General features: G+C 53.6%; 21 protein-coding genes and 2 tRNA genes. 16 read left to right on the plus strand and 7 right to left on the minus strand.

All coding sequences use genetic code 11. From position 1 onward, the window contains the following. Window position 1: 1 nt before the first annotated feature. The 4 genes from WC612_04155 (at window position 2) to WC612_04170 (ending at window position 6,008) form a co-directional block, all read left to right on the plus strand. Window positions 2-292, plus strand: a complete 291-nt coding sequence (locus WC612_04155) for a GIY-YIG nuclease family protein (protein ID MFA6279970.1) — start codon at window positions 2-4, stop codon at window positions 290-292. A gap of 184 nt (window positions 293-476) precedes the next feature. Then, entirely contained in the window at window positions 477-806 is a 330-nt protein-coding gene (locus WC612_04160; GenBank protein ID MFA6279971.1) for a hypothetical protein, read from the plus strand. Window positions 807-832: 26 nt separating this feature from the next. Continuing rightward, window positions 833-5,020: a DNA-directed RNA polymerase subunit beta' gene (rpoC, locus tag WC612_04165; protein MFA6279972.1), complete on the plus strand. Its 4,188-nt coding sequence runs from the start codon at window positions 833-835 to the stop codon at window positions 5,018-5,020. 373 nt (window positions 5,021-5,393) lie between these two features. Continuing rightward, window positions 5,394-6,008, plus strand: coding sequence for a hypothetical protein (locus WC612_04170; GenBank protein MFA6279973.1), 615 nt, complete (start codon window positions 5,394-5,396; stop codon window positions 6,006-6,008). Between the two features lie 213 nt (window positions 6,009-6,221). Here the strand turns inward: WC612_04170 and WC612_04175 are convergent, their stop codons facing one another. After that, window positions 6,222-6,689 carry a carboxymuconolactone decarboxylase family protein gene (locus tag WC612_04175; GenBank protein MFA6279974.1) on the minus strand — a complete coding sequence of 156 codons (468 nt, stop codon included), beginning with the start codon at window positions 6,687-6,689 and terminating at the stop codon, window positions 6,222-6,224. A 98-nt stretch (window positions 6,690-6,787) separates the two neighbouring features. Here WC612_04175 and lipA point away from each other — a divergent pair, with 98 nt between their 5' ends. Both lipA and ung read left to right on the plus strand, forming a co-directional pair. Continuing rightward, a complete protein-coding gene (gene lipA, locus WC612_04180) occupies window positions 6,788-7,714 on the plus strand; it encodes a lipoyl synthase (GenBank protein MFA6279975.1) in 927 nt (308 codons plus the stop codon). Continuing rightward, window positions 7,704-8,387, plus strand: a complete 684-nt coding sequence (ung, locus tag WC612_04185) for a uracil-DNA glycosylase (GenBank protein ID MFA6279976.1) — start codon at window positions 7,704-7,706, stop codon at window positions 8,385-8,387. Before lipA ends, ung begins: the two co-directional genes overlap by 11 nt. Before the next feature lie 23 nt (window positions 8,388-8,410). Here the strand turns inward: ung and WC612_04190 are convergent. Continuing rightward, window positions 8,411-8,484 (minus strand) — tRNA-Gly (locus WC612_04190). Window positions 8,485-9,111: 627 nt separating this feature from the next. Here WC612_04190 and WC612_04195 point away from each other — a divergent pair. The 6 genes from WC612_04195 to rplA all read left to right on the plus strand — a co-directional run bounded on the left by WC612_04195 (window position 9,112) and on the right by rplA (window position 12,677). Continuing rightward, window positions 9,112-9,187, plus strand: a tRNA-Trp gene (locus tag WC612_04195). A gap of 42 nt (window positions 9,188-9,229) precedes the next feature. Beyond that, a complete protein-coding gene (secE, locus tag WC612_04200; GenBank protein MFA6279977.1) occupies window positions 9,230-9,427 on the plus strand; it encodes a preprotein translocase subunit SecE in 198 nt (65 codons plus the stop codon). Between the two features lie 12 nt (window positions 9,428-9,439). After that, complete coding sequence (gene nusG / locus WC612_04205) at window positions 9,440-9,970, plus strand: transcription termination/antitermination protein NusG (protein ID MFA6279978.1); 531 nt, start codon at window positions 9,440-9,442, stop codon at window positions 9,968-9,970. A 20-nt stretch (window positions 9,971-9,990) separates the two neighbouring features. Continuing rightward, window positions 9,991-10,851: a transporter substrate-binding domain-containing protein gene (locus WC612_04210; protein MFA6279979.1), complete on the plus strand. Its 861-nt coding sequence runs from the start codon at window positions 9,991-9,993 to the stop codon at window positions 10,849-10,851. Window positions 10,852-11,531: 680 nt separating this feature from the next. Then, a complete protein-coding gene (rplK, locus tag WC612_04215) occupies window positions 11,532-11,963 on the plus strand; it encodes a 50S ribosomal protein L11 (protein ID MFA6279980.1) in 432 nt (143 codons plus the stop codon). Window positions 11,964-11,966: 3 nt separating this feature from the next. Continuing rightward, window positions 11,967-12,677 (plus strand): 50S ribosomal protein L1, encoded by a 711-nt coding sequence (rplA, locus tag WC612_04220; GenBank protein ID MFA6279981.1) that lies wholly within the window; start codon window positions 11,967-11,969, stop codon window positions 12,675-12,677. 560 nt (window positions 12,678-13,237) lie between these two features. Here rplA and fabG read toward each other — a convergent pair. Further along, a complete protein-coding gene (gene fabG, locus WC612_04225; protein MFA6279982.1) occupies window positions 13,238-13,984 on the minus strand; it encodes a 3-oxoacyl-[acyl-carrier-protein] reductase in 747 nt (248 codons plus the stop codon). Between the two features lie 23 nt (window positions 13,985-14,007). After that, window positions 14,008-14,952 (minus strand): ACP S-malonyltransferase, encoded by a 945-nt coding sequence (gene fabD, locus WC612_04230; GenBank protein MFA6279983.1) that lies wholly within the window; start codon window positions 14,950-14,952, stop codon window positions 14,008-14,010. A 112-nt stretch (window positions 14,953-15,064) separates the two neighbouring features. On the opposite strand from fabD, the gene rfaD reads away from it, so the two are divergent. Further along, window positions 15,065-16,048 carry an ADP-glyceromanno-heptose 6-epimerase gene (gene rfaD, locus WC612_04235; GenBank protein ID MFA6279984.1) on the plus strand — a complete coding sequence of 328 codons (984 nt, stop codon included), beginning with the start codon at window positions 15,065-15,067 and terminating at the stop codon, window positions 16,046-16,048. A gap of 346 nt (window positions 16,049-16,394) precedes the next feature. After that, window positions 16,395-17,852: a D-glycero-beta-D-manno-heptose-7-phosphate kinase gene (gene rfaE1, locus WC612_04240; protein ID MFA6279985.1), complete on the plus strand. Its 1,458-nt coding sequence runs from the start codon at window positions 16,395-16,397 to the stop codon at window positions 17,850-17,852. A gap of 10 nt (window positions 17,853-17,862) precedes the next feature. Here rfaE1 and WC612_04245 read toward each other — a convergent pair whose 3' ends face one another. After that, window positions 17,863-18,483, minus strand: a complete 621-nt coding sequence (locus WC612_04245; GenBank protein MFA6279986.1) for a GGDEF domain-containing protein — start codon at window positions 18,481-18,483, stop codon at window positions 17,863-17,865. A gap of 111 nt (window positions 18,484-18,594) precedes the next feature. On the opposite strand from WC612_04245, the gene purE reads away from it, so the two are divergent. Together purE and WC612_04255 are read left to right on the plus strand one after the other, a co-directional pair. After that, window positions 18,595-19,197, plus strand: coding sequence for a 5-(carboxyamino)imidazole ribonucleotide mutase (gene purE / locus WC612_04250; GenBank protein MFA6279987.1), 603 nt, complete (start codon window positions 18,595-18,597; stop codon window positions 19,195-19,197). A gap of 1 nt (window position 19,198) precedes the next feature. Then, a complete protein-coding gene (locus WC612_04255) occupies window positions 19,199-20,287 on the plus strand; it encodes a 5-(carboxyamino)imidazole ribonucleotide synthase (GenBank protein ID MFA6279988.1) in 1,089 nt (362 codons plus the stop codon). Between the two features lie 214 nt (window positions 20,288-20,501). Here WC612_04255 and WC612_04260 read toward each other — a convergent pair whose 3' ends face one another. Beyond that, complete coding sequence (locus tag WC612_04260; GenBank protein MFA6279989.1) at window positions 20,502-23,774, minus strand: DEAD/DEAH box helicase; 3,273 nt, start codon at window positions 23,772-23,774, stop codon at window positions 20,502-20,504. A gap of 79 nt (window positions 23,775-23,853) precedes the next feature. After that, complete coding sequence (trpS, locus tag WC612_04265; GenBank protein MFA6279990.1) at window positions 23,854-24,843, minus strand: tryptophan--tRNA ligase; 990 nt, start codon at window positions 24,841-24,843, stop codon at window positions 23,854-23,856. Window positions 24,844-25,007 lie beyond the last annotated feature (164 nt).

Here is a 25,007-nt window from a genome sequence, read left to right on the forward strand (position 1 = left end):
AATGACTGGCGGATATTTTTATATTCTTGCCAGTCAGAGAAACGGGACACTTTATGTTGGCGTTACGAACGATTTAGCAAGACGCGTGGCGGAACATAAGGAAGGCAAGATAAAAGGGTTTTCGACGCGTTACGGGATTAAGACGCTGGTTTATTACGAAGTTTATGATCGCATTCTTGATGCGATTGCTCGTGAAAAAGGCGTCAAGGAATGGAAACGCGCTTGGAAGTTGGAATTGATCGAGAGCACGAATCCGGAATGGAGGGATTTGTATCTTGATCTAAACAAATAGCGTCATTCCGGCGCAAGCCGGAATCCAGCGCCGAGTGTCCACGAGGCGTATGAGTCATAAGCGCCGCAGACGCGGCGCACTGGATCCCGACTTTCGTCGGGATGACGCAAGGGATGAGGTTTGGCGAAATAGAGCGAGAGTTGTTATAACGAATACGATGCAGAGGAATAGGAGAATAATCGCGATGCCAATGACAAAGCAAATGCGTTTTGATGTGAGCAAACTGCCAGAAGGCAAGTATACGGCCTTTGTGCAGGCGCGTCTTGTTTCTGATTGGCAGCGAGTGGCCGAAGAGCTTGAGAAAGTTGGGGGTGGCATTTATGCGACGAATAATGTTTCGCGTATCGTGGATGTCAGGGGATGCAATAAAAAGGATCTTCTGGCAATAGCTGCTAGCGATTCCGCATGGCGAATTCTTCCCGTTCGCGAGGATAACAAAATTTTGGTGATGCGCGCACATGTTCACCATTTGGTACAAGGCAACAACCTACCTTCGAAATTGAATATCGCCTAAGCGAAGCGTCTTATCGGGAGCGACAAATGAACGATCTTATGAATATCTTTAATCAGCAAGCAGCGCCAGCCGCGTTTGACCAGATGCGTATTTCGATTGCATCGCCCGAGCGTATTCGCTCGTGGTCTTTCGGCGAGATCAAAAAGCCGGAGACGATCAACTATCGCACGTTCAAACCTGAACGCGACGGTTTGTTCTGCGCGCGCATCTTTGGCCCGATCAAGGATTACGAATGTTTGTGCGGCAAGTACAAGCGCATGAAGTATCGCGGCATCATCTGCGAAAAGTGCGGCGTTGAAGTCACGCTTCAAAAAGTTCGCCGCGAGCGCATGGGCCATATCGAGTTGGCAAGCCCCGTCGCGCATATCTGGTTCATGAAGTCGCTGCCTTCGCGCATCGGCCTTTTGATCGATATGACGCTCAAAGAAATTGAACGCGTTCTGTATTTCGAAAACTACATCGTGACCGAACCCGGCTTGACACCGCTTAAGCCACGTCAGCTGTTGTCCGAGGAAGACTATCTGACCGCACAAGACGAGTATGGCGAGGACGCCTTCACCGCCATGATCGGCGCGGAAGCGGTCAAGCACATGCTGTGCGGCATCGATCTGCATGAGGAAAAAGTCGCCCTTCGCACCGCGATGGGGGAGACAAGCTCAGACGCCAAGCGTAAGAAGATTGTTAAGCGTTTGAAGTGCATCGAGTCCTTCATTGATTCCGGCGCGCGTCCTGAATGGATGATTTTGGACGTTGTGCCTGTCATTCCGCCTGAATTGCGTCCTCTCGTTCCTTTGGACGGTGGCCGCTTCGCGACATCGGATCTGAACGATCTATATCGCCGCGTGATCAACCGTAACAACCGCTTGAAGCGCCTGATCGAGCTTCGCGCTCCCGATATCATCGTGCGTAACGAAAAGCGCATGTTGCAAGAGTCTGTCGATGCATTGTTTGACAATGGTCGTCGTGGTCGCGTCATCACGGGCGCGAACAAGCGTCCGCTTAAGTCGCTGTCCGACATGCTTAAGGGCAAGCAGGGTCGTTTCCGCCAAAACCTTTTGGGCAAACGCGTCGATTATTCGGGGCGTTCCGTTATCGTCGTCGGCCCAGAGTTGAAGTTGCACCAGTGCGGTCTGCCTAAGAAGATGGCGCTAGAGCTGTTCAAGCCGTTTATTTATGCCAAGCTAGAGCTGTACGGCATGGCCTCCACTATCAAGGCCGCCAAGCGCCTTGTTGAAAAAGAACGCCCTGAGGTTTGGGACATTCTTGAGGAAGTTATCCGCGAGCATCCCGTGTTCCTTAACCGCGCTCCGACGCTTCATAGACTTGGTATTCAAGCCTTTGAGCCGACCCTTATCGAAGGCAAGGCGATCCAGCTTCATCCGCTCGTTTGTACGGCTTTCAACGCCGACTTCGACGGTGACCAGATGGCCGTCCACGTTCCGCTTTCACTGGAAGCGCAGTTGGAAGCTCGCGTCTTGATGATGTCGACCAACAACATCCTGTCGCCTGCGAACGGCAAGCCGATTATCGTGCCATCGCAAGATATCGTTTTGGGTATTTACTACATCACGATGGAGCGTAAGGGCGAGAAGGGCGAAGGCATGGCCTTTGCCACGATTGGCGAGATCGAACAGGCTATCAATGCTGGCGTTATCACGCTGCATTCCGCGATTAAGGCTCGATATCATGGCGTCAATGCCAAGGGTGAGCCCGAGATCACGCGCGTCGAAACGACAGCGGGTCGCATGATGATGTCCGAGATTTTGCCTCGTCATCCCAATTTGCCATTCAGCCTGATCAATCGTCTTTTGACCAAGAAGGATTTGACGAACGTCATTGACGCCGTCTATCGCCATTGCGGTCAGAAGGAGACGGTTATCTTTGCCGATCGCATGATGGGGCTTGGCTATCGTAACGCTTGTCGTGCCGGTATTTCGTTTGGTAAGGACGATTTGGTTATCCCCGCCGCCAAGCCCAAGTTGATTAAAAAGGCGCAGGATCAAGTCAACGAATATGAACAACAGTATCAAGATGGTTTGATCACACGCGGCGAAAAATACAACAAGGTCGTTGACGTTTGGTCGTCTTGCACGGAGCGCGTCGCCGAAGAAATGATGAAGGGCATCTCCGACACCGGTCATGGCCACATCAATTCGGTTTACATGATGGCTCATTCCGGCGCTCGCGGTTCTGCTGCGCAGATCAAGCAGCTGGCCGGTATGCGCGGGCTGATGGCCAAGCCATCGGGCGAGATTATCGAAACGCCGATTATCTCGAACTTTAAGGAAGGCCTTTCGGTTCTTGAATACTTTAACTCCACTCACGGAGCGCGTAAGGGCCTGGCCGATACCGCTTTGAAGACTGCGAACTCTGGTTACCTGACACGCCGCTTGGTCGATGTCGCCCAAGACGCGATCATCACTCAAGATGATTGCGGTGCGACGGGTGGCCTGACAGTCAAAACAGTGATTGAGGGCGGCGAAGTGATTGCACCGCTTTCTGAACTGGTCTTGGGACGTACGACAGCGGAAGACGTTGTTGACCCTGAAACAAACCGCGTGATCGTTCCCAATGGTACGCTCATCGACGAGCCGTTGATGGAGAAAATCGACAAGGCGGGTGTTGATACCATGCTGATCCGCTCGGTACTGACATGTAAGTCTGAAACGGGCATTTGCGCCAAGTGCTATGGCCGCGATCTGGCTCGTGGCACAATCGTGAACATCGGCGAGGCCGTCGGCGTCATTGCCGCGCAATCGATTGGTGAGCCTGGAACACAGCTTACCATGCGTACCTTCCATATTGGTGGCGCGGCGCAACGTGGTGCGGAAGTCAGCTCGGTCGAAGCTTCCTTTGACGCGAAGATGACCCTGCACAACGCGACGCTCGTCACCAACAGCGAAGGCCGTCAGATTGTGATGAGCCGCAATTGCGAGCTTGTCTTGATCGATGAGCATGGCCGCGAGAAGGCTCGCCATCGCGTGCCTTACGGTACAAAACTGCTGGCCAAGGAAAACAGCAAGGTGACCAAGGGGCAGAAGATTGCCGAATGGGATCCGTACACGCTGCCGATCATCACCGAGAAGGAAGGTATCGTCAACTACGTCGATCTGATCGAAGGGTTGTCGGTACGCGAAGTGATGGACGAGGCGACGGGTATTGCCTCGAAGAAGGTCATCGACTTCCGTCAGCAAACGCGTGGCGCTGATCTGCGTCCCCGCATTATGCTGCAAGACGCGAAGGGCGAGCCGATCAAGCTGTCCAGCGGTGTGGATGCTCGTTACTTCCTGCCTGTCGATGCTATCTTGAACGCGCCGAATGGCTCGAAGGTTAAGGCGGGTGAGATTCTGGCGCGTATCCCACGCGAAGGATCGAAAACACGCGACATCACGGGCGGTCTGCCGCGCGTGGCTGAGCTGTTCGAAGCCCGCATGCCTAAGGATTTCGCGATTATCTCGGATGTTGAGGGTCGCGTAGAGTTTGGTAAGGATTACAAGACCAAGCGTCGCATCATCATTCGTCCCGTCGACGAAACGCTGGAGCCTCGCGAGTATATGATCCCTAAGGGCAAGCATCTTGCGGTTCAAGAGGGCGATTTGATTGGTCGTGGCGATCTTTTGATCGACGGCAATCCTGTGCCGCATGACATTCTGGCCGTGATGGGCGTAGAGGCTTTGGCCGCCTACATCATCAACGAGATTCAAGAAGTCTATCGTCTGCAGGGTGTGAAGATCAACGACAAGCATATCGAAGTGATCGTGCGTCAAATGCTGCAAAAGGTCGAGATCACAGAGCCGGGCGACACCACCTTCTTGCAAGGTGAGCAGGTTGATCGCATGGAGTTCCTTGATGTCAACAACAAGGCCGTTTTGGAAACCTTGCGTCCTGCTCAAGGCCGCGCGGTGCTGCAAGGCATCACAAAGGCCAGCTTGCAGACTCGCTCGTTCATCTCAGCCGCTTCGTTCCAAGAAACGACGCGCGTACTCACCGAGGCTGCCGTTGGCGGCAAGGTTGATACGCTCGAAGGGCTGAAGGAAAACGTGATCGTTGGTCGCTTGGTTCCTGTCGGAACTGGCTCGGTTGTCAATCGCTTGCGTCGCATTGCGGCCGCTCGCGATTTGGAAGGCGATCGTATGGATGCGCAGCGCGCCACTTTGCGTCAGGCTGAAGAAAAGGCTCGCGTCATTGCCGAAGTCGATGTGACAGAAGCGTAAGTTTGAATAGATAGACGTCGTTATCAAGAAGGCGGAAAAGGACAGGATTCTTTTTCCGCCTTTTTTGTAGGCAAAATGACTATTTATACCAATGAGCTTATGAACTGACGCGTAAAGAAAAAAGAAAACGGGATCCCCGCTTTCGCGGGGATGACGATAGCAGGATGAAATTAAACACAAAACCCGTCATTCCCGCGCAAGCGGGAATCCCGTTTGTTTTCTTTCTCAACGAGTCGTTTCATGAGCCGTTTGGTATTACTCACAAGCCTTAACGCTTGAAAGTAATAAAATTATGCCTCAAAAAGTCAGAAACAAGCTACAATGATTGAGCAATATGAGTGTTCAAACGATTTTGAAAGAGAGGAATTTTATCATGAACATCATTCAAGAAGATAAGGCGCCAACCGCTTTTCAAAAAGCTGCCAACGCGGTCACCCGTGTGGTGGAAGTTATTGGTTGGGATTTTACAACTATTGCTGCCGCGACAGGAGCAACTGCTGCTCTGACGGGAAGCGCTGCTGCTTCATGCGTTGCTATGTGTGTCGCCTCATTTTTTACTGATACTGGGCCTTATAATGATAGCTTTAGTCGGTATCTGATTAAAGCGAGTCTTTGTATTGGCGGTTTCATTTTTGCTGTGGGGGGAACACTCTTTAGTTCTTCCGCTGAAATGACTCGAAAAGCTGGAGAGGCGGCGCTTAATCAGGTTATTGAAACGGGCGCACCAAGCGTTTCTGTCCCCCTATCAACAAGAGATTTCATGACAGGCTTTGGTAAGAAGATTTCTGTGACGGGGACGGCTGAAACATTACGTCAAAATGACTCAGCGACATTTCTTCTGGCATCAGTCAACGGCAAACCGCACTATTATTTTATTCACAGAAATGCTGATGGCTCTTTAGTAAGAGATTTCTCCGGCCGTCCCAAAAGAGAAGAAATCCCCTTGCGTGCGCACGATTACAAGTATTCGACCCACGATCCAAGATAGATGGAAAGAAACCAAACGGGATGCCCGCTTTCCCCCTACGCCCTTCGGGCTTCGGCGCGACAGGTCGCGGGCATGACGATAGAGGGTTAGATTTAAACACATATCCTGTCATTCCCGCCCCGTATCAAGTACGGGGCAGGCTCCAGCGGGAATCCAGTTTGTTTTCTATCTTAATGAGTCACGTCATCGTGCCATTTGTATAAAATAGGTGGTTTACCCCTGTGGTGGGTCAGAAAAACGAAGGCCAACGCCAAGGCGGTTCCAACTGTTGATTCCGCCGACGGCAAGCGTCAAAAAGACGATTTCTTTTTCGGAAAAGTTCTTTTTTAGATTTTCATAAAGGGAATCTGATGCTCCTTGCGTGGCGACGTTTGTTAGGGACTCTGTCCAAGCTAACGCGGCGCGTTCTCTTTCCGAGAAAACTTCGGCATCATGCCAAACCGCCGTTAAATCTATTTTTGTCGCGTCCACACCCAATTTGCGGGCCATCATTAGGTGATGTTTGACGCAAAAAGTGCAGCCGTTGATTTGCGAAGCTCTCAGTTTGACAAGCTCCAAAAGGTCTTTGCCTAAAACACCGGATTCATCGATAGCCTTGACAACGGACATCATGGCCCCCAGCGCCTCTGGCGCCAGTTTGCAAAAAACATCGAAATCAATGCGGGCATTGGGGGAGGACATGGATATTTCCTTTCATAGGACATATTTTTTGCATCAAGATGACGAACAGGATAAGCTCTTTTTCTTAAAATGAAATTAATGAACAGGCAGGCTTTTTGATGAGTGATCGTTCGCTGCGCCATCCAGAGAAACAAAAGAATACGGACAGCTTTGGCCCGCCCAAGCCAGAGTGGCTGCACGTGCGTGCGCCAGCTGGGTTTAATTATGCCAAGACGCTGGAGCTTATGCAGGGGCAAAAGCTCACCACCGTGTGCCAAGAGGCGGCTTGCCCCAATATCGGTGAGTGTTGGAAGCGTAAACATGCGGCCTTTATGATCATGGGCGATATTTGCACGCGGGCGTGCGCATTTTGCAATGTTGCGACAGGCAAGCCCAAGCGCCTTGATAAGGGCGAGCCGGAAAGGCTGGCCGCCGCCGCCGCGCAGATGGGCTTGAAGTATGTCATCGTGACATCGGTGGATCGTGATGATTTGTCCGATGGCGGCGCGGCGCATTTCGCGAATGTGATCGCGGCGCTGCGCGCGGGCGTGCCGGACTGCGTGATTGAAGTATTGACTCCCGATTTCAAGAATAAGGAGGGCGGGGCGCAGACCCTCGCCGCCGCACGTCCCGATGTGTTCAATCATAACCTTGAAACCGTGCCGCGTTTGTATCCAGCGATCCGGCCCGGAGCGCGGTGTTTTACTTCGCTGCGGCTGTTGCAGCAGGTCAAGGAAATTGACGCTTCCATCTTTACCAAGTCGGGCTTGATGGTTGGCCTTGGCGAAACGAAGGAGGAAATAGGGCAGGTGATGGACGACCTTCGCGCCGCTGGCGTGGACTTCCTAACCATCGGCCAGTATTTGCAGCCAACGCCCAAGCATGCGCCGCTTGATCGCTATGTCACACCGGACGAGTTCGCCGCTTATGCCAAGATGGCCAAGGCCAAGGGCTTTTCGCTGGTGTCTAGCTCTCCGCTCACGCGATCCTCGTATTTTGCGGATGAGGATTTTAAGAAACTAAAGGCCTCCCGTGATGAACAGTAATGCGATTAAACTCGATCCCTCATGGCTTGCCGTGATTGGCGGCGAGTTCGACCAACCCTATATGCAAAAGCTGAAGCAGTTTTTGCTGGAGGAGAAAACGGGGCGGCACATTGTCTATCCGCGCGGCGACCATATCTTTAACGCGCTGAACGCGATTCCGTTTGATCGCGTGCGTGTTGTTATCATCGGACAAGACCCCTATCACGGCGAGGGGCAGGCGCATGGTCTTTGCTTTTCAGTGCAGGATGGCGTGGCGCTGCCGCCCAGCCTTATCAATATCTATAAGGAAATTGCGGCGGAGTATGGCTGCGCGATGCCCAAAAGCGGCGACCTTACGCGCTGGGCAAAGCAAGGCGTCTTGCTGCTTAATGCAACGCTGACCGTGCGGGCGGGGCAGGCGGGCTCTCATCAAAACAAAGGGTGGGAGACATTCACCGACGCCGTGATCCGCGCCGTGAATGACCAGCGCGAGCATGTCGTGTTTTTGCTGTGGGGGGCCTATGCCCAAAAGAAGGGCGCGATGATCGACCGCACGCGCCACAGCGTTCTAACCGCGCCGCATCCCTCGCCGCTTTCCGCGCACAGAGGGTTCCTAGGCTGCGGACACTTCCGCGCCGCCAACGAATACCTTGTCCGGCAGGGGCAAGAGCCGATTGATTGGGTGGGGGAGTAAGGCGCAGTCGCGCCCAAAAGAAATGGAGCGGGTGAAGGGAATCGAACCCTCATAGCCAGCTTGGAAGGCTGGTGCTTTACCACTAAGCTACACCCGCTCATGGGTGGTTGTTCTGTATCATGCCGTTTTTACGGCGGCAAGCCGCCGTGGGTGAAGGGAATGATCAAAAACAGGCGGAACGCGCCTGTTTTTGCCCCTTCGGGCGCCCCCGCTTCGCGGGATGCGTCCAAAATGCTTTCGCATTTTGTCGATCCTCATAGCCAGCTTGGAAGGCTGGTGCTTTACCACTAAGCTACACCCGCTCATGGGTGGTTGTTCTGTATCATGCCGTTTTTACGGCGGCAAGCCGCCGTTAATTCCTGCCGTCATCCCCGCGAAAGCGGGGATCCAGCTGCGAGCGATAGCGAGCGTGTGAGTCGAACAAGACAACAAACAGCACTTCCCTAGACCTTTTTTGAGTCACGTGGCCCGCAGACGCGGGCCGCTGGATCCCCGCTTTCGCGGGGATGACTGGAATAGGTAACAATAAGGCATCATCCTCTATCACGAGCCTTTTATTACAGCAAGATAGAAGTGTAAGAAAGGTATAAAATCCTCTTTCTTTTTCTGTACAAATGGGGTAAAAAGCACCGTTCCCAACAAATCAATAAGCTTTGTCCGACGTGATCGCCGGACGGGCGATTCTGGGTTCAAGGACAGTTCTTAATGATTGTATGAGGCTTTTAGGAGTGTAGCTCAATTGGTAGAGCGTCGGTCTCCAAAACCGAAGGCTGCGGGTTCGATCCCCTCCACTCCTGCCACCTCATAATGGCCAAGAACTTGAAAAAAACAAGGAGCCTACAATGGCAAAGTTAGTTGAGTTTTTTAATGAGACCAAGCGAGAGATCGGCAAGGTGACTTGGCCGACGCAAAAAGAAATCGTCATGACGACCGTGTTGATTGTGGCCATGGCCTTGGTCGCTGGGTTGTTTTTCTTTTTCGTCGATAACGTCTTGGGTTTCGCAATTAGCAAGATTTTGGGCATGAGAGCCGGTTCATAAGGAGCATTCACGATGGCACTTCGTTGGTACGTTATTCACGTTTATTCGGGCTTTGAAAAAAAGGTCGCGCAGACCATTCGCGAAACCGCGATGAAAAAAGGTCTTGAAGATTTCTTCTCGGAAATCCTTGTCCCCACTGAAGAGGTGATCGAGGTTCGTCGTGGCAAGAAAGTCGGGGCCGAGCGCAAGTTCCTTCCGGGCTATGTCCTGATTAAGATGGACCTGACGGACGAGAGCTGGCATCTGGTCAAGAACACGGCCAAGGTCACGGGCTTTTTGGGCGGCGGCGGCAAGCCTTCGCCTATCTCGGAAAAGGAAGCCCAGCGCATCCTTAACCAAGTCCAAGAAGGCTTTGAACATCCCAAACCCTCTATCACCTTTGTGGTGGGTGAGCAGGTTCGCGTGGCCGAAGGGCCGTTTGCCTCATTTAATGGCGTTGTTGAGGACGTGGATGAGGGTAAATCGCGCTTGAAGGTTGCGGTGTCGATCTTTGGCCGCGCTACGCCAGTTGAGCTGGAATTCACGCAGGTGGAGAAGATTTAGATCAACTAAGGAGTAGTTACGTGAAAACTGTTGGTCTGTTCGTTGCCGCCATTCTAATCGCGTTATCGTCCGTTTGGCTTCACGATAAAAATGTGCACACTGTCAATGCAACGCAAGAGACAGCCTATGATCGCGTGTTGCACACCAAGACTTTGCGGTGTGGATACGCTGATTGGCCTCCTCATGGACTTGTAAAAGATCCGAATACGGGAAAAATTTCCGGCGTCATGTACGATATCCTTGAAGAGATTGGACGTCGTTTGAGTCTTAAGATTGACTGGAGCGAGAATACGGGGTGGAGCAATATTGTAAGCAGTCTTCAATCAAAGCGCATTGACGTTTTCTGCGCTGGTTTGTGGGTGAATGCCGAGCGTGGTCGTTCCTTGACATATTCTATGCCACTTTTTTTCAACGCATCGTTCCCCTTTGTCAGAATCGATGATCATCGGTTTGATAAGGACATCAAACGTGCCGATTCATCGGACATTCGTTTTTCTTCCATAGAGGGTGAGTTATCGGATGCCACAGCACGCCTTCATTTCCCGAAAGCGCAGAAAATACCGGTGAGCCAGATGTTGCAGGCTTCCGAAGCCCTGAACAACATTGCAGTTAACAAAGCGGATATTATTATTCTGGATTACAGCATGGGGAAAGGGTTCATAGATTCTAACCCTTCTACCTTGCGTAAATTAGGGGACAAACCTTTTCAGGTTTTCCAGAACTCCCTTGGCTTTGATATTCATGAAAACACGCTGCGCGATATGATTAACAATGCCCTTAATGAGATGCACAATCAGGGGGTTATTGCCAATATTGTTGCGAAACACAGTAACGATCCCAGTGAGTTTATTCCAGTCGCTCCGTCTTATTTGCAGCCGTAGCTATAGTTTTTGTAATGGTCTTATTGGCCAGAAAAACACGTTGCTTTCCCTTCTGTTAACCTCTATAAAACCGCTTAAGCAAAAGGTGTGGGAGGTTCTCCCCGAAAAGTTCCCTTGGGGAGCCGGACCACGCCGCCGCTGTTTTTTGAAGGTGATTATCGACGGTTTTGGCCTGCTTTATCCTATAGCCGTCACTCCCGCGTAAGCGGGAGTCCCGTTTGTTTTAACAAGTAAACGGGATCCCCGCTTTCGCGGGGATGACGAAAATGGAAAAGATTGGAAACAATCGATAAGATTCTTCAAGAAGTTGTGGTTTAAGGGGGATGAAAATCCTTCGAATACAATGGTTGTCATGGATGGCTTTTGGCTTTGGCCAAAGGTTGTTTATGGCGTTGTGAAACGTTGGCGTTTAGTCGGTTCTTGTGTGCCCGTCTATACTTTAGCGTCATTCCGGCGAAAGCCGGAATCCAGAACTTTTATGCCGCGCAGACGCGCGGCGCTGGATCCCGCTTTCCCGTCTACGCTGCTCCGCAGCTTCGCCGGGCTAAGCTTCAGCCCTGCGAAGCTCGTCAGAGCGAAGCAGGGTCAGCGGGATGACGTGATGGAATAAGGGCGCGTCCGATCTAACTAAACTCCAGAATCAAACATCCAACCGATAGGGGTTGGAAGGAGAGAGCAAAATGGCAAAGGAAATTGTCGGCTATATCAAGCTGCAAGTACCGGCTGGATCGGCGACACCGTCTCCGCCAATTGGCCCCGCTTTGGGTCAACGCGGCCTAAACATCATGGACTTCTGCAAGCAGTTCAACGCCAAGACGCAAGGCATGGAAAAGGGTATGCCCATTCCTGTCGTGATCTCAGCCTTTTCGGATCGCACGTTTACGTTCGTGACGAAGAAGCCCCCCAATACCTATTGGATCAAGAAGGCGATCAAGCTTGAGCATGGTTCCAAGACTCCGGGTACAGCGATGGTTGGCAAGATCACGATGACGCAAATTCGTGAAATTGCAAAAGAGAAAATCGTTGATATGAACGCGAACGATATCGAAGCGGCGGCCAAAATGCTCGTCGGTTCGGCTCGTTCGATGGGCCTTTTGGTAGTGGAGGAATAAGCCATGAAACAAGGAAAAAAACTCCGCAAGGTTCTCCCCGCTGTTGATCGCAAGAAGCTGTATGCTCTTGAAGATGGCGTGAAGCTTGTCAAGAAGAACGCGGGCGATCTATCGCGCAAGTTCACCGAGACTCTGGACATTGCCATCAATCTTGGTATCGACACAAAGCAATCGGATCAGTCTGTGCGTGGCATGGTGCAATTGCCTCATGGTACGGGCAAAAGCGTCCGCGTGGCCGTGTTCGCCAAGGGCGAAAAAGCGGATGCCGCTTTGGCCGCTGGCGCGGATGTTGTCGGCGCTGACGATTTGGCTGAAAAGATTATGGGCGGTTTTTCTGCCTTTGATCGCGTCATTGCGACCCCTGACATGATGGGCGTTGTTGGCAAGTTGGGTAAGGTTCTGGGGCCTCGTGGCCTTATGCCTAACCCGAAGCTTGGCACTGTGACCCCGAACGTCGTGGAAGCGATCAAGTCGGCCAAGGCTGGCTCGATTGAGTTCCGCGCCGAAAAGGGCGGTATCATTCATGCTGGCATCGGCAAGATCAGCTTTACCGAAGAGCAGTTGATCGAGAATGCTCGCGCCTTTATCAGCGCGATCGCCAAGGCTCGTCCCGCTGGCGTGAAGGGCACTTACATCAACCGCGTGGCGTTGTCCTCAACCATGGGCCCCGGCCTGAAGGTTGATCTTTCGACAATGCTTGGCGAACAGGCCTAACGCTTGATCGTTTAAAGACTAAAAAAGCCCCGCTTATTGCAAGGTCAGCGGGGTTTTTGTTGCCACTTTTTTCATCATTATTGGCGCTGTAAATGGCTCTAAAATTGGGGTTCGGGATTTGTTTATTATCAAGGCGTTAGAAAAAAAACATCGATTTACAGCCCTAAGAGCGTGGGATAGTGCCACTCAGTCGCCTTCCGCTCAAAGTTAATGCGGTAAGCCTTTGAAATATAATAAAACTGACTCGATTTTTTGGCATGGCTAACCAATTGATTTTACATGGTTTTATGAACTTCGTCCGATTTTGGATCGCCAAAAGCAAAAAAAACGCAGGATTGGGGGCGACTCTTTTCGTCATCCCGCACCCCTCTACGCCCTTTGGGCTTCGCGGGGCAGGCGAAGCCTTGCGCGAAGGCGGGACGATGATGCGGGACCTAGGGGACTGGGCGACGAATGAATGATAGAGAGGGCGGAGAGAGCGGCTTGATCCCAGATCAACTTTCTTTCGTCTCACAACGGTGAGCCGAAAAGAAAGTTTTCTGGGATGGCGGCAGGTGGCCTTACACCATAATCATGCCGCCGTTGATATGTATCGTTTGGCCCGTGATATAACGTGCTTCCTCGCTGGCCAAAAAGACGATGCTGGCCGCGACATCTTTCGGCTCACCCAGATAACCCAACGGAATGTTGGCGAGCATTTTGTTCTTTTGCTCGTCATTCAGCTTGTCGGTCATGGCCGTGACGATAAAGCCCGGTGCGACGCAGTTGACGGTGACGCCGCGTGGCGCCATTTCCTGCGCCAGCGATTTGCTCATAGCGATCAGGCCGCCTTTGGACGCCGCATAGTTGGCTTGACCTGCGTTGCCCATCACGCCGACGACGGACGCCATGTTGATGATGCGGCCCCAGCGGCGTGTCATCATGCCTTTCAGCGCGGCACGCGAGAGGCGAAACGCAGAGGACAAGTTCACGTTCATCACAAGATCCCAGTCTTCATCCTTCATGCGCATGGCAAGGCCATCGCGCGTCAGGCCAGCGTTGTTGATCAGAATATCCACGCCGCCGCCCAATTTCTCCTCGGCTTCCTTGATAAGGGTCGGGGGAACGGCGGGATCGGTCAGGTTGCCAACAATAGTCACCGCATGCGCCGCGCCGCCAAGTTCGGCTTGCAGCGCTTCGATGCCTTCGGGGCGAATGTCGGTCAGGGCAACGCGTGCGCCTTGCGCCACCAGCATCTTGGCGATAACCGTGCCTAGGCCGCCTGCCGCGCCCGTAACCAGAGCGTTCTTTCCATTCAGTGACAACATGGTCTTTCCTTTCGTGTTTTTCTTTATAAGGATTGTTTGAGGTAAGCGTCGATATCTTCGGGAGTTTGCAAAGATACCGCCGTAATTTCTTTATCGATGCGTTTGGTCAGGCCCGCCAAAACAGCGCCAGAGCCGCATTCGACCAGCTGATCGACGCCATGCGCCTTCATAAACAAAACGGACTCGCGCCAACGGACAGAGCCAGTGATTTGCTGCACCAACAGATCGCGGATAACATCGGGGTCGCTTGTTGCCAACGCCGTGACGTTTGAGACGACAGGCACGCAAGGTGGCATCAGATGAACTTGTGCCAAGGCCTCCCTCATGACATCGGCGGCGGGCTGCATAAGGGGGCAATGAAACGGCGCGCTGACGGGCAGCTTGATGCAGCGTTTCAGGCCCTTTTCAGCGGCCAGCGCGATGGCGCGATCAATCGCGTGGTTGTTGCCGCTAATGACGACTTGGCCATCCGCGTTATCGTTGGCGGCCACGCAAATGTCGCCTTGTGATGCAGCAGCGGCAATCTCTTTGGCGAGATCGACATTCGCGCCCAGCAAAGCCGCCATGCCGCCGATCCCCGCAGGGACGGCCTTTTGCATAGCGCGGCCACGCTTGCGTAAGAGGGTCGCGGTGTTCGCCAGCGTCAGGCTTTCCGCCGCGCAAAGCGCCGCATATTCGCCAAGGCTATGCCCCGCTACAAAGGCGGCCATTTCGGGCAGTTTCAGTCCACTTTGCGACATTAAAACGCGCAAAACGGCGATGCTTACGGCCATCAAGGCGGGCTGCGTGTTTTCTGTCATTTTCAGCTCATCTTCCGAGCCGTCAAACATAAGGGTCGAGAGTTTCTGTTCCAAAACCTCATCAACCTCTTGAAAAACCATGCGAGCCTCAGGGAAGGCCTCAAAAAGAGCCTTGCCCATGCCGATCTTTTGGCTTCCCTGTCCGGGAAATACGAATGCTTTTGTCATTTTTTCTCCTTAGAGCCCGAAACTGCCACGCTTGAAGCCGCTTGTCAAAGCCCCTCCAAGCCGCTTTAATGCGGCAAGTTAAAGCGGTTAACCAACTTTTTGTGGGCGTTTTATGATTTTGATTACTGGCGGAGCGGGCTTTATCGGCTCTTACTTGGCGGCAGCGCTTGAGGCGCGGGGCGAGCGTGTGGTGATTTGTGACTGGCTTGGCACGGATGACAAGTGGCGCAACATTGCTAAGCGCGACCTTGATAATCTGATCGCGCCCGAAAAGTTGTGCGATTATCTGAACGATCACAGTGGCGATATCGAGGCGATCTATCACATGGGCGCGATCTCGGCCACGACCGAGGCTGACGCCGATTTGATTGCTGAGAGCAACTTTCGCCTGACCCGCACCTTATGGCTGTGGTGTCGCGATAATGGCTCGCGGCTTATTTACGCGTCATCGGCGGCGACGTATGGCGATGGCAAGGCTGGCTTTGACGATGTCGAGAGCATCGAGGGGCTTAAGGCCTATCAGCCGCTTAATGCCTATGGCTGGAGCAAGCACCTAACTGACCGCTGGATTGCGCAGCAGAAAAAGAAGGGCGACCGTGGTCCCGCGCAGTGCGTCGGCCTGAAGTTTTTTAACGTCTATGGCCCCAACGAGTACCATAAGGGTGGGATGCGCTCGGTCGCGCACCAGATTTTCCCATTTGCCAAACGTGGCGAGGCCTTTTCGCTCTTCAAGTCGCACCATCCCGATTACAAGGACGGTGGGCAGCTGCGTGATTTCGTGTGGGTCGGCGATTGCGCCAACGTCATGCTGTGGCTTTTGGATCATCCTGCCGTCAACGGCTTGTTCAATATGGGGTCGGGGAAGGCTCGCAGCTTTGCAGATATGGCGGCGGCGGTTTATGTCGCTGCGGGCGCGACGCCCCAGATCACCTACCGCGATATGCCAGAGGTTTTGCGTGACAAATACCAGTACTTTACGCAAGCCAACATGGATAAGCTTCGCGCCGCAGGGTATGATGCGCCCATGACTCCGCTAGAGGAAGGTATTCGCCTTTACGTCCAAAACCATTTGGAAAAAGAAGATCCGTATGTTTAGCTTTAGGTTAAACGAATAGAGAAAAAAGAAAATGGATGCCAGCCTTCGCTGGCATGACAAGGGGTAGGAGGTAAAGTTAATCCTAATCCGTCATCCCCGCGCAGGCGGGGATCCCATTTTTTAATTTTTCCACTGCAATAGGGGAGGAGATATCTATGCCAAATGAAGGAAACAAGACCAGCGCATCAAAATCACCTACAGGAAGTACATTCACGATTGATCTTGATACGATCCCCAATGGTCACCGCAAACCTGTCGAGTGTTGTAAAAGAAGCCATCTAACGCGGCTGTGGCGGGAGAGATCAGCCTCCAGCCAACTTGTTTTTGATTAAGGAAAAACCATATCATGTATGCCCATCTTCATACGCAACTTGAAAAACTTATAGGTCACCGCGTTTTGTGCGTGGGTGACGTGATGCTGGATCGCTTTATCTATGGCGAGGTGGATCGTATCTCGCCCGAAGCGCCCATTCCCGTCCTTCGCATTAAGCGCGAGCTTCTGGCCATGGGCGGCAGCGGCAACGTCGTGCGCAACCTTGCCACCATGGGGGGCAACGTCGATATGGTGGCCGTGATCGGGCATGATCAAGCGGGCCATGACCTTGCCGCGCAGATGGAGGCGATGAACAGGATTACGCCTCACTTGCTGACCGATGCTTCGCGTCCCACGACGATCAAGACGCGCTATATCGCGGGCAGCCAGCAGCTGTTGCGTGCCGACAGAGAAGATGCCGCGCCGTTGTCCACCTTGATGGAGGAGCAGCTTTTGGCGCGCGCGCAAAGCGTGATCGATGGATGCCAGATTGTGATCCTTTCGGACTACGCCAAGGGCGTCTTAACGAACCATGTGGTGCGCGAGATCATTACGCTGTGCCGTGAGCATGGTAAGCCAATTTTGATCGATCCCAAGGGGAGGGACTTTGGCCGCTATCACGGTGCGACGATGCTCACTCCCAACCGTAAGGAACTCGCCGAGGCAACAGGTCTGCCCATTACGACGATTGATGAGGCCGAAGCCGCCGCGCGTAAGCTCATCATCGATTTTGATATTGGCGGCGTGCTGGCCAAACTGGGTGGCGACGGCGTTTGCCTTGTGATGAAGGATAAGCCCGCGCGTCATTTCCACACGGTCACCAAGGAAGTGTTCGATGTTTCCGGTGCGGGCGACACCGTGATTGCGACGATGGCGATGGCGATGGCGGGCGGGTTGTCTTTGGACGATTGCGCGGCTTTGGCCAACATCGCGGGATCGATTGTCGTAAGCAAAATTGGGACGGCGACGATCACGCTGGAGGAAATCGAAAAGGAAATTCTGCGCGATCAATCGCGCATGGGCGAAGACAAAATCATGACGTCCGCCGAGGCGGCGGATAGAGCCGAGCGTTGGCGCGGGCAGGGGCTAAAGGTCGGTTTCACAAACGGTGTATTTGATTTGCTGCATCCCGGGCATTTGTCGTCGATCAACCAGTCCCGCGCTGCGTGCGATAAACTGATCATTGCGCTTAACAGCGATGCGTCGGTAAAAAGGCTGAAGGGTGAGGCGCGGCCTGTGCAGAACGAAAACGCCCGCGCTGCTGTTTTGGCAGCGCTAGAGGCCGTGGCGGGCGTAGTGATTTTCAGCGAGGACACGCCGCTGGACCTTATCAAAACCATCCGCCCCGATACGCTGGTGAAGGGATCGGATTACACCATCGATCAAGTCGTCGGCGCGAAGGAAATGGAAAGCTGGGGTGGCCAAGTCATCTTGGCCGACCTTGTGCAGGGCCACAGCACCACGGCGCTTATCGAGAAGCTGACACGATAAGGGGAGGACTCTAACGTCTCTCTAGCTTTGTCAGATCGGCGGCGGCTTGTTTCAAGCCTTGGGCGAGGTCTTCCTTTTCTTGGAAGGTGTACGCGCCGTAATTAATTTGCGGCTTCAGGTTTGGCCCCCAAAGGTTCGCCAGTGTATCGTAAAGGACGGACGCGATATGCTCGCCCTTTTTCCAAGCCGAGGTGTTATCGCAACGCGGTAGCAAAATCCCGAACTCGTCGGGTGCAAGGCGGCCTAGAATATCGCTGCGGCGGATCAACCCCGCCAGCGTATCGCCAAGGCAACGCAGCGCGGAGTCCACCAGCGGCATGCCGTGGCGGATACGGATATTTTCCAGATTCTCGATGTTGATATAAAGAACGCTGGAGACGCCGCCATAACGCTCATCAAAGGCCAGCATGCGGGCAACCTCGCGGTTAAACTCAGGCCGGTTAAGAAGCTGATGAGCGGCGCTATCCGCTTCTGGCTGGCGCTCAAGGGTCTTTAGGCGCGTTTCCAACTCTTGGATACGCACGCGCGCAAGCACAAGCTCAGCACACAGATCGCGCCAAACCGTCCTTTGCGCGTCGGTCAGGGGCGCATCGGCCAGAAAATCGGTTAAAAGGTCAAGCGGTGCGCTCAAAAGACGGTTTCTTTCATAAAGGAAGTGATTCTAAACTTTCTCAACAAGACTCTAGGCTTTTTCTAAAAAAGTCATTAACTTGCTTTTTTTCCTTTCCAACAGGGGACTTTCATGGCGCATTTGAGCAAGACAATGACAAAAAAGGTGACACCCAAGGCAAAAGCCGCTGCGCCGCAGCCTTTGGTCGGTATCATCATGGGCAGCCAATCCGATTGGGCGACGATGGAAAACGCGGCCAACGTGCTGGATAGCTTTGGCGTGACTTATGAAAGCGCGGTCGTTTCCGCCCATCGCACGCCTCGTCGTTTGTTTGAATACGCGACCAGCGCGGCCGAACGCGGCCTGAAGGTCATTATTGCGGGCGCAGGCGGCGCGGCGCATTTACCGGGTATGACGGCCTCGCTCACGCCGCTACCTGTTTTGGGAGTCCCCGTGATGAGCCGCTCCCTAGAGGGACTGGACAGCCTTCTGTCTATTGCGCAGATGCCTGCGGGCGTGCCCGTTGGTACGCTGGCCATCGGCAACGCGGGCGCGATTAACGCCGCGCTTTTGGCTACGTCCATTCTGGCTTTGCAGGATAAGGCTTTGGCTAAAGCGTTTGCGCAGTGGCGCGACGTGCAAACGACCTCGGTCGCGATAGAGCCGGAAATGCCAGTCAAGAAGAAGGCCGCGAAGAAACCCGCCGCCAAGAAAATCGTGAAGAAAACGAAGTAAGATGAGAACCCTGACAGCTGGATCGACGATAGGCATTTTAGGCGGGGGGCAGCTGGGGCGCATGACGGCCATGGCCGCCGCGCGGCTTGGGTTTCCTTGTCACGTTTTTTGCCAAAATGAGGACGAGCCTGCGGTTGCTGTTTGCGCCGCCCATACGCTTGGCGCGTGGGACGATGCGGACGCCCTGACGCGCTTTGCCAAGGCCACCGATGTTGTGACGCTGGAGTGGGAGAACGTGCCTCTCGCCGCGCTGGATGTAGTAGCGCAGCATACGCCTTTGTTTCCCAGTGCGACGGTTCTGCGTATCGCACAGGACAGGGGGCTGGAAAAACGCTTCACCCGCGAGATTGGTGTGGGCACGGCAGAATTTGTGATTGTGCGCTCGGCTGCCGAGCTAGAGAAGGCTTTGGAGTCGTTTTCCCGTCCGGCCATTTTGAAATCCACGCGCATGGGCTATGACGGGCGTGGGCAGGTTAAAATCGTGGATGGTATGGCGGCGCAGGATGCATGGGCGCAAATGGGCAGCGAGGAAGGAATCCTTGAGGCCTTTGTCGCTTTTGAGAAGGAAGTGTCCGTGATCGTCGCGCGGGGCGAGGACGGCGCAAGCGTCGCCTTTCCCGTTATGGAAAACACGCACCGCAACCATATTTTGTTTGAAACGCAAGCGCCCGCGCTGGTCGATCCCGCAGTTGCCAAAGAAGCGATAGACATCGCGCAGCGTATGGCCACGCACCTGCATGTGGTGGGCTTGCTGACGGTTGAGCTGTTTGTCTTGAAAGAGCCAAACGAAAAAGGCCAAAGCGTTTTGGTGAACGAGATCGCGCCGCGTCCCCACAATTCTGGCCACTGGACGATTGATGCTTGCCTTTGCAGCCAGTTCGAAATGCTGGTGAGGGCTGTTGCGGGCTTGCCGTTGGTTGAGGCCACACCGCATAGCAAGGTCGTGATGCGCAATATCCTTGGCGAGGATTTAGATCGTTGCCCTGCCTATGTCGCCGATCCGACAGCCGCCTTGCACCTGTACGGAAAGAAGGATCCTCGCGAGGGCCGCAAGATGGGCCACGTCACGTTCTTGAAAGGCGCGTGGTGAGCCTTTATACCAACGGCCTCATGAAATGATTCATAAAACCTTGACGGGATTTCCTCCTGTCCCATTCTTCGTCATCCCGCACCCCTCTACGCCCTTCGGGCTTCGCGGGGCAGGCGAAGCGACGCGTGAACATCGCGTAGATGCGGGATGACGAAATAGTGAATGGCCGTCCATGGTAAAAACCAACGTGATAATTCACGGGGTGATTGATCTTTTACCCCCCCATTAACCACTTGATATCGTCTTGGGTAAGGGAAGCGGCAGCAGCGGGTTTATCACCAAACAGCGCGGCGGCAAGGCCAGCCTTGCGGCCTTGAAGCTCCACTATACGCTCCTCCACAGTGCCTTCCGCGATCATCTTGTATACAAAGACGTGCTTCGTCTGGCCGATGCGATGGGCGCGATCCGTAGCCTGATTTTCCACGGAAGGGTTCCACCATGGATCATAATGAATGACAGTATCCGCCGCCGTCAGGTTGAGTCCCGTGCCGCCAGCCTTAAGGCTGATAAGGAACAAGGGAACCTCTCCAGCTTGAAAACGTTTGACGGGCGTGGCGCGATCTTTGGTCGTGCCGCGAAGCTCAACATAGGGAATGTCCAGCTTCTCGACCTCTAGCTTGATCAGATCGAGCATCGAGGTGAATTGCGAAAAAAGGAGAATCTTGCGGCCTTCTTCGATAAGGGTAGGTATCATCTCCATCAGCTCATCCAGCTTGGCGGAGGATTTCACCTTCCGCGCAGCCTCTAGCTTGACAAGGCGCGGATCGCAGCACGTCTGGCGAAGCTTTAGCAGCGCGTCCAAAATAACAATCTGGCTTCGCGCAAGGCCTTTGGCTGCGATTTCATCGCGCACCTTGTCGTTCATGACGTGACGCACGGCTTCGTACAGGTCGCGCTGATCGTCGGCCAGCGTGACGTGACGGATAATCTCTGTCTTGGGCGGCAGGTCTTTTTCAACTTCGGATTTCAGGCGGCGCAGAACGAAAGGCCGCAAGCGCCGCGCGAAAAGATTCTTGCGATCATTATCACCGTCTTTTTCAATCGGTGCGCGATAATGCTTGGTGAACTTTTTATGATCGCCCAAAAGACCCGGCATCAGGAAGGTGAAGATAGACCACGCCTCGCCCAAATGGTTTTCGACAGGCGTACCCGTCAGGCAAATCCTTTGCTTGGCTTTCAGGGAACAAGCCGCCTGAGTCATCTTAGCCGCTGGGTTCTTGATGGCCTGCGCCTCGTCAAGGATCAGAAGACTCCATTTCTGCCCCGCCAGCTTTTCGCTGTCACGCGGCAGCAAAGGATAAGTTGTCAGAACAACATCATAGTGTTCGGTCTTACTAAATCGGGTGAAGCGCTCTTTGCCATGAAGGGTCAGGACTTTAAGGGAGGGCGTGAACTTGGCCGCCTCCGCCTGCCAGTTGGCAATTAGGCTGGTCGGCATGACAATCAGGCAAGGATCTTCAAGCTTTTTGGATTCTTTAAGCGACTGGATATAGGCGAGGGTCTGGATGGTTTTACCCAGTCCCATATCGTCGGCCAGAATGCCGGACAGCCCGTATTCGCCAAGAAAGTGCAGCCAGTTGTAGCCATCGATTTGATAGGGCCGCAGCGTGGCATCCAGCTTTTTAGGTAACGCGCGTTTTTTGATGCCTTCAAAGTTGCCCAGTTTTTCAATCAACTTGCGAAGGCCGCCTTCGCCAAGCCAACGCTTGCTGGTGATTGCCTCTAACTTCAAGAACGCAGCGGTCAGATCCATCGACACGCGCAGCGTGCCGTCTTTGTTCAGCGCTTTGTCGTCGAACAGCTCAACCAGTGTTTTCAAAATCGTGCGGATACGATCCGCAGGCAGCGCGATCATGCGACCATCGGGCAGTGGCGCATAGCATTTGCCGCCTTCGGTCAGACGATCAATATCGGCGTGCGCGTTCAGCTTCTTGATCATGGCGACAAGGATGGGCAAAAGGGGGATGCGCTCCCCCCCTATTGTAATGCCCAGATCCATCGAAAACCACCAATCGCCCGTTTGCTCAAACGACGCGTCGATGTCCTCGCTATCCGGCTCAAGGATGATGGCGGGCTGCGGCGCGTTGTCGCTGATCACAAAGCCTTCGGCCTCAAGCAATGCGCGACCCGTGTGACGTATATCCAGCCAAAACCAAGGTGAGGCCGTTTCATCGGGCAAGAGAAGGGAAGGCTGCGCGGAGGCAAAATCGCCCAACGGATGGGGGGCGGGCATCAGATGATGCTGCTCAAGCTTCTTTAGAAGTTTTTTCTCTGCCGCCCCATTACGTTTATAGAGGCGAATTTCATCGTCCTTGACCGCTGTATAATGTGTTGGCGTAAGGGTAGAGGCCGTCCCTTCCTCACCATAGGTAAAGGAAAGCCTAGCCGTTTGCTCACCCTTGGGTGTTTGCACTAGGTTCAGATGCGCGGACGGAGTCTCAAGCTTGTCTTTCATGTCGCGGATTTTAAAGGGCGCGGGTAAAGGCGCGTCAATTTCCTTCATGGCCTTGCGTACCGCGGGCGTTTCATTTTGTGTGATGGGCGGCGCTTTAAGAAAACGCGCTACGATCTGCGCTTCTTCACGGCAGACAAGCCGACCCATCGCGCCATTGGCCACGTTGACATACCACGGGCTAGGCAGGAAAAGGGGCGTCAAATCACGCCCAGCAGGGGCGATGGTCGGGCGTTGCCGCATGTCGGGCAAAAGCGTCCATGACAGATGACCTTCTTCGTCTTTGCCCCTTATAAGCGGCGAGGTGTTTTCATGATCCAGAAAGGCGCGACCCGTGCTTAAAATACGGGTTACGATAAAATCAACATAATCGCCATCGGTATCAAACGACCACGCTATATGGGGCAACTGACTCCCATAATGGTCTTTTAAAAGAAGAAAGATGCCCTTGTCTTGCTCATGATAAAGGCTGCCTTGCTGACGCATCATCGTGGCTTGTCCATAACCAACATTTTTCTTACCGCTCCACCCACCGTCGCGCAGCTTGTGCTGAGAGTAAGGTGTTACGATAAGGCTACCGCCCCCTTTTTCGTCCTGTGCAAGAATATAGATGAGGCGGCTGTCTTGAAGGGAGGCGTTGTTTTCACCTGCCTTCAGATTTTTAAGCCAGCCAAGCGTTTGCGTTGATAGCGCAGCGGCCGCGCCCTTGCGACCGGCCAAGGTAAAATCGCCGATGCGTTCGTGCTTGCGACTATCCTGCGCAATGGCTTCAAAAAGCGTCGCCGCGCCGTGCTTGCACATATAACCGACAGGGCACGAGCAATAGCTTTGGATTGTTGCGCGGCCACCCCGTTTGCCGATTTCGATATCGACGCGATAGGGCGAGTTCGCCGTGCCTTGAACAAGGGCACTGAGCCGCGCGCCTTGAGTGTCAAGCTGAACGTCTTTGACGTGGCCTTGGGTTTGATAGGTGTGACCGCGCACGCGATCACGTGCATCAAACAGCCTTGCAATATCCTGCGCATTAAAAAGCACTGTGTTTCTCTATTCCTGAAAAGGGTGAACGGCGCAGAATACAGCCCCGTTCACCTTTTTTCAAGAGAAGAGAAGTGCTTTACAAAAATCCGACCCGATCTTTGACATCGCGCAGGTGCTTTTGGGTGAGGTCATTGGCTTTGTCCGCCCCTTTGGCAAGAATCGCGTCGATTTCAGCTTGATCGGCCATCAGCTCACGCATGCGGTTTGTGATGGGAACTAGCTTAGAGATCGCCAGATCAGCCAAATCTTTCTTAAAGGTCGAAAACTGTGCCCCCGCGTGGGTTTTTAGAACCTCGGCCACTGTTGTGTCCGCCAATGAGGCATAAATGGTCACAAGGTTATTGGCCTCTGGCCTTTCCGCCATCTCCTTGGCCGTTTCCGGCAGAGGTTCAGGGTCGGTCTTCGCCTTGCGGATTTTCAGCATGATCGTGTCGGCATCGTCCGTCATGTTGATGCGCGAGTAATCGGATTCGTCCGACTTGCTCATCTTCATCTTGCCATCGCGTAGCGACATGATGCGCGTCGCCTCGCCCATGATCAACGGTTCAGGAATGGGGAAGGTGTCGCCATAGGTGTTGTTAAAGGCAATCGCGATATCGCGCGTTAGCTCAACATGCTGCTTTTGATCCTCGCCGACAGGGACGTGCGTCGCCTTATAGGCCAGAATGTCAGCCGCCATCAAAACCGGATAGCTGTAAAGGCCCAACAGTTGCTTGCCTTGATCCTTGCCCGCCTTGTCCTTGAATTGCGTCATGCGGTTCAACCAGCCAAGCGGAACCTTCGTGCCCAAAATCCATGCCAGCTCAGTATGCGCGGGCATCATGCTTTGGACGATCAGTGAGCTTTTGTTTGTGTCGATGCCCGATGCCATATAGGCACACGCGACTTCACGCGTTGCTTTGCGTAAAGCTTCAGGGTCTTGCGGTAGCGTGATCGCGTGCAAATCGACGACGCAGTAAAAACACTCATAGTCGTCTTGTAGCTTGACCCAGTTTTTCAAAGCGCCAAGATAGTTGCCAAGGTGAAGATTGCCCGTAGGCTGCATGCCAGAGAAAATGCGTTTCATTGTGGGACTCCTGATTGATGTTTGCAAAGCTAATTCGTCTGTTTTAACTTGTGTCATCCCCGCGAAGGCGGGGATCCAGCTGCGCGGCGTCTGCCGCGCCTAAGACTCATACGCCTCGCGGACGCTCGGCGCTGGATTCCCGCCTTCGCGGGAATGACAAAACG

It is taken from the genome of Bdellovibrionales bacterium, assembly GCA_041662785.1.
Classification (GTDB): domain Bacteria; phylum Pseudomonadota; class Alphaproteobacteria; order UBA9219; family UBA9219; genus UBA8914.

Coding starts and splice junctions, on each gene's coding strand:
- WC612_04155 (MFA6279970.1), top strand. CDS start 2: ATGACTGGCGGATATTTTTATATTCTTGCCAGTCAGAGAAACGGGACA.
- WC612_04160 (MFA6279971.1), top strand. CDS start 477: ATGCCAATGACAAAGCAAATGCGTTTTGATGTGAGCAAACTGCCAGAA.
- rpoC (MFA6279972.1), top strand. CDS start 833: ATGAACGATCTTATGAATATCTTTAATCAGCAAGCAGCGCCAGCCGCG.
- WC612_04170 (MFA6279973.1), top strand. CDS start 5,394: ATGAACATCATTCAAGAAGATAAGGCGCCAACCGCTTTTCAAAAAGCT.
- WC612_04175 (MFA6279974.1), bottom strand. CDS start 6,689: ATGTCCTCCCCCAATGCCCGCATTGATTTCGATGTTTTTTGCAAACTG.
- lipA (MFA6279975.1), top strand. CDS start 6,788: ATGAGTGATCGTTCGCTGCGCCATCCAGAGAAACAAAAGAATACGGAC.
- ung (MFA6279976.1), top strand. CDS start 7,704: ATGAACAGTAATGCGATTAAACTCGATCCCTCATGGCTTGCCGTGATT.
- secE (MFA6279977.1), top strand. CDS start 9,230: ATGGCAAAGTTAGTTGAGTTTTTTAATGAGACCAAGCGAGAGATCGGC.
- nusG (MFA6279978.1), top strand. CDS start 9,440: ATGGCACTTCGTTGGTACGTTATTCACGTTTATTCGGGCTTTGAAAAA.
- rplK (MFA6279980.1), top strand. CDS start 11,532: ATGGCAAAGGAAATTGTCGGCTATATCAAGCTGCAAGTACCGGCTGGA.
- rplA (MFA6279981.1), top strand. CDS start 11,967: ATGAAACAAGGAAAAAAACTCCGCAAGGTTCTCCCCGCTGTTGATCGC.
- fabG (MFA6279982.1), bottom strand. CDS start 13,984: ATGTTGTCACTGAATGGAAAGAACGCTCTGGTTACGGGCGCGGCAGGC.
- fabD (MFA6279983.1), bottom strand. CDS start 14,952: ATGACAAAAGCATTCGTATTTCCCGGACAGGGAAGCCAAAAGATCGGC.
- rfaD (MFA6279984.1), top strand. CDS start 15,065: ATGATTTTGATTACTGGCGGAGCGGGCTTTATCGGCTCTTACTTGGCG.
- rfaE1 (MFA6279985.1), top strand. CDS start 16,395: ATGTATGCCCATCTTCATACGCAACTTGAAAAACTTATAGGTCACCGC.
- purE (MFA6279987.1), top strand. CDS start 18,595: ATGGCGCATTTGAGCAAGACAATGACAAAAAAGGTGACACCCAAGGCA.
- WC612_04255 (MFA6279988.1), top strand. CDS start 19,199: ATGAGAACCCTGACAGCTGGATCGACGATAGGCATTTTAGGCGGGGGG.
- trpS (MFA6279990.1), bottom strand. CDS start 24,843: ATGAAACGCATTTTCTCTGGCATGCAGCCTACGGGCAATCTTCACCTT.